This window comes from Brevundimonas mediterranea (genome assembly GCF_014196125.1).
In the GTDB taxonomy this organism is placed as follows: Bacteria; Pseudomonadota; Alphaproteobacteria; order Caulobacterales; family Caulobacteraceae; genus Brevundimonas; species Brevundimonas mediterranea.
Genome location: NZ_JACIDA010000001.1, coordinates 682,740 through 694,897 on the forward strand (window position 1 = coordinate 682,740; position 12,158 = coordinate 694,897).

15 protein-coding genes are annotated in these 12,158 nt (G+C 65.4%); 1 reads left to right on the plus strand and 14 read right to left on the minus strand.

The window, feature by feature from the left end; all coding sequences use genetic code 11:
* Position 1: 1 nt before the first annotated feature.
* The 10 genes from pdhA to lipA form a co-directional block, all read right to left on the minus strand.
* Complete coding sequence (gene pdhA / locus GGR11_RS03495) at positions 2-1,030, minus strand: pyruvate dehydrogenase (acetyl-transferring) E1 component subunit alpha (protein ID WP_183195416.1); 1,029 nt, start codon at positions 1,028-1,030, stop codon at positions 2-4.
* A gap of 133 nt (positions 1,031-1,163) precedes the next feature.
* Complete coding sequence (locus GGR11_RS03500) at positions 1,164-1,463, minus strand: FtsB family cell division protein (RefSeq protein ID WP_183196361.1); 300 nt, start codon at positions 1,461-1,463, stop codon at positions 1,164-1,166.
* 139 nt (positions 1,464-1,602) lie between these two features.
* A complete protein-coding gene (eno, locus tag GGR11_RS03505) occupies positions 1,603-2,880 on the minus strand; it encodes a phosphopyruvate hydratase (protein WP_183195417.1) in 1,278 nt (425 codons plus the stop codon).
* Between the two features lie 89 nt (positions 2,881-2,969).
* Positions 2,970-3,581: a hypothetical protein gene (locus tag GGR11_RS03510; RefSeq protein WP_183195418.1), complete on the minus strand. Its 612-nt coding sequence runs from the start codon at positions 3,579-3,581 to the stop codon at positions 2,970-2,972.
* Between the two features lie 109 nt (positions 3,582-3,690).
* A complete protein-coding gene (gene rpmF, locus GGR11_RS03515; RefSeq protein ID WP_035305966.1) occupies positions 3,691-3,873 on the minus strand; it encodes a 50S ribosomal protein L32 in 183 nt (60 codons plus the stop codon).
* Between the two features lie 145 nt (positions 3,874-4,018).
* Positions 4,019-4,543 (minus strand): GNAT family N-acetyltransferase, encoded by a 525-nt coding sequence (locus GGR11_RS03520; RefSeq protein ID WP_183195419.1) that lies wholly within the window; start codon positions 4,541-4,543, stop codon positions 4,019-4,021.
* Complete coding sequence (locus GGR11_RS03525; RefSeq protein WP_183195420.1) at positions 4,540-5,100, minus strand: maltose acetyltransferase domain-containing protein; 561 nt, start codon at positions 5,098-5,100, stop codon at positions 4,540-4,542. Before GGR11_RS03525 ends, GGR11_RS03520 begins: the two co-directional genes overlap by 4 nt.
* The gene (locus tag GGR11_RS03530) at positions 5,097-6,212 is read right to left on the minus strand and encodes an NAD(P)/FAD-dependent oxidoreductase (RefSeq protein ID WP_183195421.1); all 1,116 of its coding nucleotides are present in this window, start codon (positions 6,210-6,212) and stop codon (positions 5,097-5,099) included. Before GGR11_RS03530 ends, GGR11_RS03525 begins: the two co-directional genes overlap by 4 nt.
* Positions 6,209-6,661 (minus strand): type II toxin-antitoxin system RatA family toxin, encoded by a 453-nt coding sequence (locus GGR11_RS03535; RefSeq protein ID WP_183195422.1) that lies wholly within the window; start codon positions 6,659-6,661, stop codon positions 6,209-6,211. Before GGR11_RS03535 ends, GGR11_RS03530 begins: the two co-directional genes overlap by 4 nt.
* 7 nt (positions 6,662-6,668) lie before the next feature.
* Entirely contained in the window at positions 6,669-7,631 is a 963-nt protein-coding gene (gene lipA, locus GGR11_RS03540; RefSeq protein WP_183195423.1) for a lipoyl synthase, read from the minus strand.
* 171 nt (positions 7,632-7,802) lie between these two features.
* Between lipA and GGR11_RS03545 the strand changes: the two genes are divergently transcribed.
* Positions 7,803-9,356 (plus strand): AMP-binding protein, encoded by a 1,554-nt coding sequence (locus GGR11_RS03545; protein WP_183195424.1) that lies wholly within the window; start codon positions 7,803-7,805, stop codon positions 9,354-9,356.
* Between the two features lie 5 nt (positions 9,357-9,361).
* On the opposite strand, the gene ygiD is transcribed toward GGR11_RS03545, so the two are convergent.
* From ygiD to GGR11_RS03565, 4 genes are all read right to left on the minus strand, one after another.
* Positions 9,362-10,120 (minus strand): 4,5-DOPA-extradiol-dioxygenase, encoded by a 759-nt coding sequence (gene ygiD, locus GGR11_RS03550; RefSeq protein ID WP_183195425.1) that lies wholly within the window; start codon positions 10,118-10,120, stop codon positions 9,362-9,364.
* Positions 10,121-10,124: 4 nt separating this feature from the next.
* Positions 10,125-10,727, minus strand: a complete 603-nt coding sequence (wrbA, locus tag GGR11_RS03555) for an NAD(P)H:quinone oxidoreductase (RefSeq protein ID WP_183195426.1) — start codon at positions 10,725-10,727, stop codon at positions 10,125-10,127.
* Positions 10,728-10,822: 95 nt separating this feature from the next.
* Positions 10,823-11,281: a hypothetical protein gene (locus GGR11_RS03560; protein ID WP_287926952.1), complete on the minus strand. Its 459-nt coding sequence runs from the start codon at positions 11,279-11,281 to the stop codon at positions 10,823-10,825.
* Complete coding sequence (locus GGR11_RS03565; RefSeq protein WP_183195427.1) at positions 11,257-12,114, minus strand: D-alanyl-D-alanine carboxypeptidase family protein; 858 nt, start codon at positions 12,112-12,114, stop codon at positions 11,257-11,259. Before GGR11_RS03565 ends, GGR11_RS03560 begins: the two co-directional genes overlap by 25 nt.
* Between the last annotated feature and the right edge of the window lie 44 nt (positions 12,115-12,158).

Here is a 12,158-nt window from a genome sequence, read left to right on the forward strand (position 1 = left end):
CTCAGGCCTCCACGTAGACGTCGGTGTAGAGCTCGGAGGGATCGGGCTCCGGGCTTTCTTGGGCGAATTGAACGGCCTCGGCGACGATGGCCTTGATCTCGTTGTCGATGACCTTGAGCTCTTCCTCGGTCGCATTGGCGGCCGCCAGCAGGGCCTTGATATGGTCGATCGGGTCGCGGGTCTTCTTGACCTCGTCCACCTCTTCCTTGGTCCGGTACTTGGCCGGGTCGGACATCGAGTGACCGCGATAGCGGTAGGTCTTCACTTCGAGGATATAGGGGCCCTCGCCGGCGCGGGCGCGCTCGACGGCCTTCTTGACCGCGTCACGAACGGCCAGAACATCCATGCCGTCTACCTGCTCGCCCGGAATGCCGAAGCTGGCGCCGCGCTGGCTGAGCTGGGTCGTGGACGACGAGCGCTCGATGCTCGTGCCCATGGCGTACTGGTTGTTTTCGATAATGTAGATGGCGGGCAGCTTCCACAGCTGAGCCATGTTGAAGCTCTCGTACACCTGACCCTGGTTCGAGGCGCCGTCGCCGAAATAGACGAAGGCCACCGAATCATCGCCGCGGTACTTGCCCGCAAAGGCCAGGCCGGTGCCCAGCGACACCTGGGCGCCGACGATGCCGTGGCCGCCATAGAAGCCGGTCGGCACGTCGAACATGTGCATCGAACCGCCCTTGCCGCGCGACGAACCGCCGATGCGGCCGGTCAGCTCGGCCATGACTTCCTTGGGGTCCATGCCTGCGGCCAGCATGTGGCCGTGGTCACGGTAGCCCGTGATGATCTTGTCGTGGCCCTGTCTGACGCTCTCTTGAACGCCGACGGCCACGGCTTCCTGGCCGATGTACAGGTGGCAGAAACCCCCGATCAGACCCATGCCGTACAGTTGGCCCGCGCGCTCCTCAAAGCGGCGGATGAGAACCATCTCGCGGTAAAAGCGGAGGAGGTCCTCCTTGGACGCCGAAGGCGTGTTTGAAAGCTTGTCAGGCGCAGTGGTCTGAGCGGCTTTGGCTGGGGCTTTCGCCATCCGGCATCTCCCGGCTAGGCGTCGGGAAGCGACGCCTTCTTATCGTTACGGAAGGGGGCTTTAGCAGCCTTCCTTCCCGGAACGCAAAGGGGTGCAGGTTCGACTGTAACAATAGTTCAAGTGGAGAAGGTTTTTACCCTTGAACAGGTTGCGTCGGAACGCGGATCACATAGTCGCGTGGATCCGAAAAGCCGAGAACGGCGCGTGCGCGCTCCTCCAGCAAGTCCTTCGACAGGCTGTCCGTGCGCAGATAGCGCACCCGCGTCTCAAGGTCGCGGCGCTGTTCGGTAAGATGGGCGAGCTGGTTCTCGCGCTGCCCCATCAGGGCGTCACGCGACGATCCGCTCAGGAGTCCGCGTTCGCCCGTCAGAGCCTGAACGCCCAGATAGGCGAGCAGCAGCAACAAGGCGAGGGACAGGCGGTAAGGTTTCATCCGTTCGGGCACGACCGACGCTCCTTCTGAGCGCGAAAAACACAGTTCAGAAACTGTGCCCGAAAATGCCTAACAAAATGTAGCTTGACCGTAAGGAAGTCGGCGAAGAACGCTGATTCTTCGCCGAGAATTCACAGGTTTAGCGCAGCAGCATGCCGTCGCCGAAATAGACGGCCTGGTCGCCCAGCATCTCTTCCAGGCGCAACAGCTGGTTATATTTCGCCACCCGGTCCGAGCGGGCCAGAGAGCCGGTCTTGATCTGCCCGCAGTTGGTGGCGACGGCCAGGTCGGCGATGGTCGAATCCTCGGTCTCGCCCGAACGGTGGCTCATCACCGAGGTATAGCCGGCGCGGTGCGCCATATCGACGGCGTCCAGGGTCTCGGACAGGGTGCCGATCTGGTTGACCTTGATCAGGATGGAGTTGGCAAGGCCTTCGCCGATGCCGGCGGCCAGACGCGCCGGATTGGTCACGAACAGATCGTCCCCGACCAGCTGAACCCGGTCGCCCAGACGCTCGGTCAGAAGGCGCCAGCCGTCGAAATCGTCCTCGGCCATGCCGTCCTCGATCGAAACGATCGGGAAACGCTCGCACAGATCGACCAGATAAGCGGCCATGCCCTCGGCGTCGACGGTCTTGCCCTCGCCGGCCATCACGTATTTGCCGTCCTTGAAGAACTCGGTCGAGGCGACGTCCAGACCCAGGTGGAAGTCTTCACCGGCCAGATAGCCGGCGGCCTGCCCCGCCTTGGTGATGAAGCTCAGGGCCTCTTCGGCCGAGGCCAGGTTCGGGGCGAAGCCGCCCTCGTCGCCGACGTTGGTGTTGTGGCCGGCGTCCTTCAGCTGCTTCTTCAGGGCATGGAAGATCTCCGTGCCCATGCGCAGGGCGTCGGTGAAGGTCTCGGCCCCGGTCGGCAGGATCATGAACTCCTGGATGTCGATCGGATTGTCGGCATGGGCGCCGCCGTTGATGATGTTCATCATCGGCGTCGGCAGGACGCGGGCCGAGACGCCGCCGATATAGCGGTGCAGCGGCAGGCCGGCCGAAATGGCCCTGGCCTTCGCAGCCGCCAGGGACACGCCCAGAATGGCGTTGGCGCCCAGGCGGGCCTTGTTGGGCGTGCCGTCCAGGTCAATCATCGCCTCGTCCAGGCGACGCTGGTCCTCGGCGTCCATGCCGGACAGGGCGTCGAAGATCTCGCCGTTGACGGCGTCGACCGCCTTTTGCACACCCTTGCCGCCCCACAGCTCCTTGTCGCCGTCGCGTAGTTCAACGGCTTCGTGGGCGCCGGTCGAGGCGCCCGAGGGCACGGCGGCGCGGCCGAACGAGCCGTCGTCCAGGATCACATCGACTTCGACCGTCGGATTGCCCCGGCTGTCGAGGATCTGGCGGGCGACGATGTCGGCGATGTCGGTCATGGCTCGGCTCTTTGGCTCAGGCGGAAAACAGGTCCGAGGGGTTTAGACGTCTCCCCGCGAATCGCCAATGCCTGCGTCGTCGCCCAGGCTCAGGAACAGCCCTCGACCAGTTGAATGGACGAATCGCCGGCGTGGATCATCATCACCTTGCCGTCGGAGCCGACCTCGTAGCGGATCCCGCGCGCGGCCGGATCGGTCACATAGGTCGTCGATCCGCCGCGCGACCAGACGAACAGGTCCTCCGCCGGCGCCGACTGATACTTGTGCGCTTGGGCGAAAACCGCGCCGCCATAGGCCTGTTTGATCGCCATGCCCGTGTCGCCGACGCCGAACCCTCGGTCGGTCTTGATCGTCGCGCCGCGCGCGGCGGTGATACGGGTCAACACGCCGTTCTGGATCATGACGCGCACATCCTTGGGCGCATCGACCGGATGAAACTCGTCGCAGGTCTCCGGATCGGCCCCGCCGACGGCGTTTGGTTGGGAGTCCTCGCCCCACACTTGGACCAGCTCGGCGCGCGTCATGCCGATTCGCGCCGCACCCAGACCATCGGCGGTCAGGATTGAAGCGTTGACCGGCGGCGGCGCTTCGGCCGGCCCAGGGGCCGCAGCGGAAGGCGGCTGGGCCACGGGGTCGTCACGGCGTTCGCAGGCGGCGAGCGTGAGCAGCGCCAGTGCGCTGACGGTGGCGAAACGGATCATGGGCGTGCATCCTTCAGAGAAGCTTCACTGCTCAGAACGCACGAAAACGGCGCGCGGGTGACCGCGCGCCGCAATAAACTTCGTCCGGTCGAAACCGGGCCGTGAAAGACTAGTCTTCCTTCGGCGTGATGACCTGGCGACCGCGATAGGTGCCGGTCTTCAGGTCGATGTGGTGCGGGCGCTTCAGCTCGCCGGTGTCCTTGTCCTCGACATAGACGTTCGAGCTCAGGGCGTCGTGGGCGCGGCGCATGTTGCGACGCGAGGGGGATACTTTCCGCTTCGGAACGGCCATGTCCGTCTCAATCTTCTAAGTCGGGCGCCGCCCAGAGCCGAAGCCTGATCAAGCGCGAAAACGATAGCGGCGGCCCCGGTCCTTCGTGAGAAGAACGCCGAGCCGCCACGCGAGGCGCGGCTTATGCATGAACCGCACGACGATTTCAAGGCGTCTTGAGCGACTTCCAGCGATCACGGTCCAGCCCGAAGTAAAGACTGTCCATCCAGACGCCCCCAACCTGCCAGGTCCGGCTGGCGGCCCCCGTCTGTTCGAAGCCCAAACGCCCCAACAGCCGAATGGACGCCACGTTGGCGGGGTCCACGTCGGCGGTCACACCATCGGTATCCCGCGTGGCTATGACATGATCAATTACCGCGGTCAGAGCCTCAGTCGCCAACCCTCGCCCCCAATAGTCGGGATGCAGGATGTAGCCGATCTCGGGCAGACGCCAGAACCCCGCTTTGCCGATGACCCGGCCCTGCGCCTGGATCACGAAATCATCGCTGTTTTCAGGGTCAGCGGCGATCATGCTCTCCAGCCACTCCACCGTCTGTTCCCTGGTCTCATGCGGTGTCGTCGACCACCACCGCATGGCGTCTGGCGATGAAAAGACCTGATGCAGATCATCGACATCGCCTGGTCTCGCCCGTCGCAAAATGAGGCGTGGCGTGACGAGCGGACGGATCACGAGGTGGCGTTCCGAATCAGATGCTTGACCACCTTGGCCGGATTGCCGACGACGACGACGTCAGGCGGCACGTCCTTGGTCACGACGCTGCCCGCTCCGACGACGGCGCGATCTCCGATCGTAACCCCCGCCAGAACGATCGCTCCGCCGCCGATCCATACATCATCGCCGATGGTGATGGGTCTCGCGGATTCCAGCCCTCGCCGTTCGACGGCGTCCAGCGGATGTTCCGGCGTCAGCAACTGCACCCCAGGCCCCGCCTGGAAGTTGTCGCCGATTCGAATTTCGGCGCAGTCCAGAAAGACACTGTTGGCGTTGACGAAGGCCTTCGTTCCGAAATGGATATTGACGCCATAGTCGCAGAAGAAGCCCGGCATAATGATCGCCCTGCCGTCGGCCGCGCGCACAAGTTCATTGACCAGGACGCGGCGTTTGTCGCGATCCGGCTCTGTATTGATGGCGATGGTCAGGCCCACGGCGCGGGCGCGGCCGTCGCGCAGGTCCGGGTCGCCCGGATTGTACGGCAGGCCCGCCAGCATCTTCTCGCGCTCGGTCACGACGGGCTCGTCAGGGTCTTGGCCACCGCCTCGCCTATCGCCAGCGAACTGGTCAGGCCGGGGCTTTCTATGCCGAACAGGGCCATCAGCCCCTCGATCCCGTGGTGCTCGACGCCGTGCAGTTGGAAGTCCGGCTGCGGTTCGCCCGCACCATGCAGCTTGGGCCGGATCCCGGCGTAGTCGGGCGTCAGGGCGCCGTCGGGCAGGCCCGGCCAGAACCGGCGGATATAGGCGGCGAAGACCTCCGCCTTGGCCGGATCGACCGAATAGTCCTCGGTATCGACATAGGCCAGGTCGGGGCCGAACACGGCCTGACCGCCCAGGTCCTTGCGATAATGGGTGCCCAGGGCGCCGGGAATGGGCGGCGGATAGATCAGCCGGTCGAACGGCGCCTTGCCGACCAGGCGGAAATAGATCCCCTTGCCGAAATGGCCCGCCGGAATGTCTTCGGCTGGATAGCCCTCGACAGCCGCCGCCACGGCCTGAGCCGACAGGCCGGGCGCCGTCACCAGCAGGCGGCTGGAGACCTCCATAGCCCCCTCCCCGCCCACACGGATCGTGAAGCCGCCGCCCGGCAGCGATTCGGCCCCCTCGAACGGCGCCGAGACCACGACGGAGCCGCCCGCGTCCTCGATCTCGCCCTGCAGGGCCAGCATATAGCCGTGGCTGTCGAACAGGCCGCTCTCGGGCGACAGGATGGCGGCGTGGGCGTTCAGCTCGGGCTCCAGCGCCCGCGCCTGGGCTCCGGTCAGGTGCGCCAGTCCCTCGACCCCATTCGCCGTCGCCTGTTCGAAGATGGCCTCGATCCGCTCGACCTCGGCCTCTTGCGTGGCCACGACCAGCTTGCCGCACTTCCGATGGTCGATCTTGCGGCTGGCCAGGAAGTCATAAAGCGCCCGCCGCCCCTCGACGCAGAAGCGCGCCTTCAGCGAACCGGACGGATAATAAAGGCCGCTGTGGATGACCTCGGAATTGCGCGACGAGACGCCCTGGCCGATGTGGCCTTCCTTCTCCAGCACCAGCACCGTCAGGCCCCGTTTCGACAATGCCCGCCCGCAGGCCAGGCCCACGGCCCCGGCGCCCACGACGGTCGCGTCGAAATCGAAACTCATCGGCCGCCGTACCTCCGCTTCGCCTCGGCCTCGAAACAACCGATCAGCTTTTCCACCGCCCGGTCGAAATTGGCCGACAGCATCAGGTCCAGCATCCGCGACTTGAAGGCGAAGTCGATCATGAACTCCAGCCGTGCGCCATCGGGATGCGGGAAAAACTCCCACCGGTTCTTCAGATGTTTGAACGGCCCGCGCAACAGGCCGACCTCGACCTTGGGCGCATTGCGATCATGCCGGACCCAGGTGGAGAACCGCTCCTTCAGGAAGGAGAAGCCGACCCCGGCCTCGGCGTCCAGCACGGAGACGCCCTCGCCTTCGGCCCGCTCGTTCCAGACCCGCATCGACGTGACCCAGGGCACGAAGTCGGGATAGGCGCGCACGTCGGCGACCAGATCGGCAAGCTGTTCAGGCGCATAGGGAAGGATGCGCGTAACGCGGTGGACGGCCATTCTAACCTTAGCGGCGCAGCTGCGCCTCACGCGCGGCCTTCAGCCGGGCGAAGTCGTCGCCGGCGTGGTGCGACGAGCGCGTCAGCGGCGACGAGGACACCATCAGGAACCCTTTGGCCCGGGCGATCGCCTCATAGGCCTTGAACTCTTCCGGCGTGACGAACCGGTCGATGGCGGCGTGTTTGCGCGTCGGCTGCAGGTACTGGCCGATCGTGATGAAGTCGACGCCGGCGGACCGCATGTCGTCCATCACCTGCATGACCTCTTCCTTGGTCTCGCCCAGACCGACCATGATGCCGGACTTGGTGAACTGTTCCGGGTCGCGCTCCTTGACCATCTGCAACAGGCGCAGGGAATGGAAGTAGCGGGCGCCCGGCCGGATCTTCAGATACAGGCGCGGAACGGTCTCGAGGTTGTGGTTGAAGACGTCGGGCTTGGCGTCGATCATCACTGCGGCGGCGCCGTCCTTGCGCAGGAAGTCGGGCGTCAGGATCTCGATGGTCGTCTTCGGCGCCTGAAGGCGAATCTGGCGCACCACTTCGGCGAAATGGGCCGCGCCGCCGTCCGCCACGTCGTCGCGATCGACCGAGGTGATCACCACATGGTTCAGGGCCATCTGCGACACCGCAAGCCCGACCTTGCCCGGCTCCTCCGGGTCCAGCGGCTGGGGCAGGCCCGTCTTGACGTTGCAGAAGGCGCAGGCCCGCGTGCAGGTGTCGCCCATGATCATCAGAGTGGCGTGCTTCTGGCTCCAGCACTCGCCGATATTCGGGCAGGCCGCCTCCTCGCAGACCGTGTGCAGGCCCTTGGAACGGACGATGTCCTTGGTGGCGTTGTATTCCCCCGAGCCCGGCGCCTTGACGCGCAGCCAGTCGGGCTTTTTCAGAACCACCGACTCCGGCCGGTTCTGTTTTTCGGGGTGGCGCAGCTCCGACGGCTTGCGCTGAAGGGTGTCGATCAGGGTGACCATGGCCGGTATTTCGGCCTTCCCACGTCCGATGGCAAGCCACGGCCGGTTACAGATGATGGCGCGCCTTGGAACTCACGCGACGTTACGCATCTTTTCAAGACGCCGTTGCGTCATTAATGACGGACGCCCGACAACAGAGAGGGTCCCTCGCGCCCTCCGTAGGAGACGCGCTTGCGCCAGGCCCTGGATCCCTCGCTTTACGACTCGTCCCTGATCGACGCCCTGATCGATGCGCGGGCGCGGTTCAGCGACAAGGAAATTCTGGAGGACCAGGATCGCCATCCCCTCACCTACACAGGCCTGATCCGCGCCGCCTTCGTTCTCGGCCGCAAGATCGCGAACATGACCGATCCGGGCGAGCGGGTCGCCATCCTGCTGCCCTCGTCCATGGGCGTGGTCGTCACCTTCTTCGGCCTGCACGCCCACGGCCGCGTGCCGGTCATGCTGAACTTCACCGCGGGCGAGACAAATCTGAAGGCGGCCATCAAGGCCTCGGGCGTCAAGAAGGTCCTGACCGCCAAACGCTTCATCGATCAGGCCAAGCTGGACGACCTGATCGTCGAGCTGAAGACGGTGGCCGAGGTCGTCTGGCTGGATGACGTACGCAAGACCATCGGCCTGGCCGACAAGCTGTACGGCCTTAGCGCCGGCGTTGCGCCCAAGCGGTTCCGCGTCAAGACCGACCCGGACGCGCCCGGCGTGGTCCTGTTCACCTCGGGCAGTTTCGGCACGCCCAAGGGCGTGGTGCTGAGCCAGCGCAACCTGGTCGCCAACGCCCGCCAGGTCGCGGCCCATATCGACCTGCTGCCGGAATGGGTGATGTTCAATCCCCTGCCCACCTTCCACTGTTTCGGTCTGACCGGCGGGGTCATCCTGCCGCTGCTGCAGGGGATGAAGGCCTTCCAATATCCGTCGCCGCTGCACGCCAAACAGATCACCGACCTGCTGCCCCAGGTGAAGGCCTCGATCCTGTTCGCGACCGACACCTTCTTGAATCAGTATGGCCGCGTCGCCGAGGCGGATGATTTCGCTACCCTGAAGTTTGTGGTCGCCGGCGCCGAAAAGGTGCGCCAGGAAACCCGCAACCTGTTCAACTCAAAATTCGGCGGCGTCGAACTGCTGGAAGGCTATGGCGCGACCGAAGCCTCGCCGGTCGTCGCCGTCAATCACCCGGATCGCAACGCCCCCGGCACGGTGGGCCAGATTCTGCCCGGCGTCGACTGGAAGCTTGAGCCGGTGGAGGGCATCGCGGACGGCGGCCGTCTGTATCTGCGCGGTCCCAATGTGATGAGCGGCTACGTCACCTCGGCCGAGCCCCTGGAATGGTCCCCGGTCGAGGACGGCTGGCTGGACACCGGCGACATCGTCGATGTGGACGCCGAGGGCTATGTCACCATCAAGGGGCGCGCCAAACGCTTCGCCAAGATCGGCGGCGAAATGGTGTCCCTGACGGCGGTCGAGGGCATCGCCGGCGCGGTCTGGCCGGACCAGCGCCACGCCGTCGTCTCCATTCCCGACACCCGCAAGGGCGAAAAACTGGTTCTGGTCACCGACCACGCCGAGGCCGAGGTCGCGCCCCTGGCCGAATGGGCCCGCTCGAACGGGGCCCCCGAACTGATCGTCCCCAAGAAGATCGTCAAGGTCGCCGAGGTCCCGGTCCTGGGCAGCGGAAAGACGGACTATGTCGCGATCCAGAAAATGGTCGAGGCGGAAAAGGCGGCCTGACCGCCCTACCCGATCCGCACCCCCGTCATCGAAATCGACCCGCCGTCGATGCTGTCGTTGAAGAAGGACACCGGCTCGCCCGCCGCCTGCTGGGCGGCGATATAGAGCACCGGCAGATAATGTTCGTCGGTCGGCACGCTCAACTGGGCGTCCTCGGCCAGGCTGACCCAGTCGATCAGGGCCTCATGGTCGCCGGCCCGGAAGGCCTGTTTGACCCCCTCATTGAACCCGGTCGCCCAGGCGTAGGGCTCGGCCCCCGGCTGGCGCTTCCAGGTCCGTAGATTGTGGACGAAGTCGCCCGAGCCGGCGATGACGATTCCCTCGTCCCGCAGCGGCCGCAGGGCCTTGGCCAATTCATAATGCTGGCGGGCCGTCAGCTCGCGGTTCAGCGACAACTGCACCACCGGCACATCGGCGTCGGGCCAGACATGAGCAAGCACCGACCAAGTCCCGTGATCCAGGCCCCATTGTTGCGTCTGGACCGCGCCCGTCAGCTCCGCCACCCGGGCCGCCAGTTCGGGCGAGCCAGGCGCGGGATACTGAAACGCGTGAAGCTCAGGCGGGAAATTGCCGAAGTCATGGATGGTTTCGGGCCATTCCTGCGCCGTAACGCCCAGCCCGCGCGTCTCCCAATGGGCGGAGATCATCACCACCCCTTTGGGCTTGCCGATGTCTTCACCCAACCCGCGCCAAGCGGCCCCGAAGGGACCGTCAAGCGCGTTCATGGGCGAGCCGTGGCCAAAGAAAACGGCGGGCTGGCGCATCGGATCAGCCGAACTGCTTCTTGGCGATCTCGGCGATGTGCTTGCCCTGGAAGCGGGCGCCGTCCAGGTCGATCTGGCTGGGCATGCGCGAGCCGTCGCCCTTGGTCAGGGTGGTGGCGCCATAGGGGCTGCCGCCGACGATCTCGTCCATGTTCATCTGGCCCTGGAAGGCATAGGGCAGGCCGACCACGATCAGGCCGTGATGCATCAGGGTCTGAACCAGGCCCATCAGGGTGGTTTCCTGGCCGCCGTGCTGGGTCGCGGTCGAGGTGAAGGCGCCGCCGACCTTGCCCACCAGGGCGCCGTTGAACCACAGGCCGCCGGTCTGATCGAGGAAGTTGCGCATCTGCGAGGCGACAGTGCCGAAGCGGGTGCCGGCGCCGATGATGATGGCGTCATACTTGGCCAAATCCTCGACACTGGCGATGGGGGCCGCCTGATCCAGCTTGTAGCCCGAGGCCTTGGCCAGTTCGTCCGGCACCAGTTCCGGCACGCGCTTGATGTCGACGACGGCGCCTTCGACTCCGCGCGCGCCTTCGGCGACGGCTTCGGCCATGGCTTCGATATGACCGTAGGTGGAGTGATAGAGGACGAGAATCTTGGGCATGGGGAGGCTCCATTGAATGACTGGCCGTCATTCGCAACAACGACCGTTGCTAACTTGGCGTGTCCGTCCAGCCCTTGCAAGCCCTCGGGCGGGTTTCACAGCACGAAGGGACAAACCGCATCATAGAATGCGCGGGTTCCGGGCGTTTCGCCGTCGCGCAGGCAATGAAAGCGATGCTCCATCACCATGGCCTGCTGCTCGATATTCAGAGACTCCCAGCGGCAGTCCGGGTCGGCGGAATAGGCGTAGGCGGCGGCGCTGTCGCCCGCCTTCAGCTTGGCGAACAGCAAATTCACGCCCTGCTGCGCCTGCCAGACATGGGTCAGTTCGTGAACCAGCACGCCCTGAATCTGCTGCGACGCTTGGCCGAAGTCCGTCTGAAACGCCCGTTTTGGCCAGACGATCCAGTCACGCCCGAACCATCGGCCGGCGACGAAGGCGCGACGGAAGGGCCAGGCGATCAGTCGGATCCGATCCAGACGAAGGGCCGCCCCGAACGCCTCCTGAGCCAGGGCCGCCTCCCCTTCGGTCAGGGCGCGAATGACGGATCCCACGGCCGCACATACTCCCAATGCCAGGGCTCATAGACATAGGGTACGAACCCGAACCGCCCGGCGTTGGCGACCAGCCAGCGATAGGTCGCCGTCCGCGCCATATGTTCGCGACTGGCCAATGTGGTCGAATCGACTCCCTGCCCCGGCGCCTGGCCGACATAGAGATCGACCGCCGTCCCCGTCCGATGCGGCGAACAGACGGCGCGACGCAGGCCATCGCAATTGCCCTGCTGGGCGCAACGGGCGGCGTCCGCCTCTGGATCGCGGAAGCCTGAGAAGATCTGCAGCAGTTCGGGATCGGCCGCGACCTCGGGAACCTCGGCGCGGGCGGCGGCGACCAGGCGGCGATAGGCGGCGAGCACGTCGCGCCGCAACAGGCGCGTCAGACGGTCCGCATGTTCTTCGGACTCCACCAGATAGCCCAACTGATTGATCGGCGGCGGATCGGGGCATTCCTGGCGGGTGCGGGCCATGACGAACGGTCGACGCTCCTGCCACAGCCCCCGCAAGACCTGAAAGGTCGCCGCATCGAACAGGCCGGTCGGCGCCAGGCCGTGGGTCTGCTGGAAGCCCGCCAGTTGCGAGGCGAAGATCGGCGTGCCCGGACCGCAATCCGTGTGCAGTTCGCGCTGGATCAGGGGGACATAGGTCCGCCAGCCCCATTCGGTCGCCCCGAACGGAGTCCATTCCATCCCGTAAGCCGAGGCGGCGTTGACCAGGGCCTGTTCGCCCCAGACGTCGGCGTTGGTGTGACAGGGTCCAGCCGCACGCGCGCCGCCGGCCGCAGCCAGGACGAAACAGACCGACAGAAAGGCAATAAGGTTTCGCCACATGCCGAACAGCAAGCCCCAAGCCGGTCGCTGGAGCAAGCACAGAG

Excerpts from the sequence above, each read along its gene's own strand:
- GGR11_RS03535 (WP_183195422.1), bottom strand. The coding sequence starts at position 6,661 with ATGGCCGTCCACCGCGTTACGCGCATCCTTCCCTATGCGCCTGAACAG.
- GGR11_RS03500 (WP_183196361.1), bottom strand. The coding sequence starts at position 1,463 with ATGAAACCTTACCGCCTGTCCCTCGCCTTGTTGCTGCTGCTCGCCTAT.
- rpmF (WP_035305966.1), bottom strand. The coding sequence starts at position 3,873 with ATGGCCGTTCCGAAGCGGAAAGTATCCCCCTCGCGTCGCAACATGCGC.
- eno (WP_183195417.1), bottom strand. The coding sequence starts at position 2,880 with ATGACCGACATCGCCGACATCGTCGCCCGCCAGATCCTCGACAGCCGG.
- ygiD (WP_183195425.1), bottom strand. The coding sequence starts at position 10,120 with ATGCGCCAGCCCGCCGTTTTCTTTGGCCACGGCTCGCCCATGAACGCG.
- lipA (WP_183195423.1), bottom strand. The coding sequence starts at position 7,631 with ATGGTCACCCTGATCGACACCCTTCAGCGCAAGCCGTCGGAGCTGCGC.
- pdhA (WP_183195416.1), bottom strand. The coding sequence starts at position 1,030 with ATGGCGAAAGCCCCAGCCAAAGCCGCTCAGACCACTGCGCCTGACAAG.
- GGR11_RS03565 (WP_183195427.1), bottom strand. The coding sequence starts at position 12,114 with ATGTGGCGAAACCTTATTGCCTTTCTGTCGGTCTGTTTCGTCCTGGCT.
- GGR11_RS03510 (WP_183195418.1), bottom strand. The coding sequence starts at position 3,581 with ATGATCCGTTTCGCCACCGTCAGCGCACTGGCGCTGCTCACGCTCGCC.
- GGR11_RS03530 (WP_183195421.1), bottom strand. The coding sequence starts at position 6,212 with ATGAGTTTCGATTTCGACGCGACCGTCGTGGGCGCCGGGGCCGTGGGC.
- wrbA (WP_183195426.1), bottom strand. The coding sequence starts at position 10,727 with ATGCCCAAGATTCTCGTCCTCTATCACTCCACCTACGGTCATATCGAA.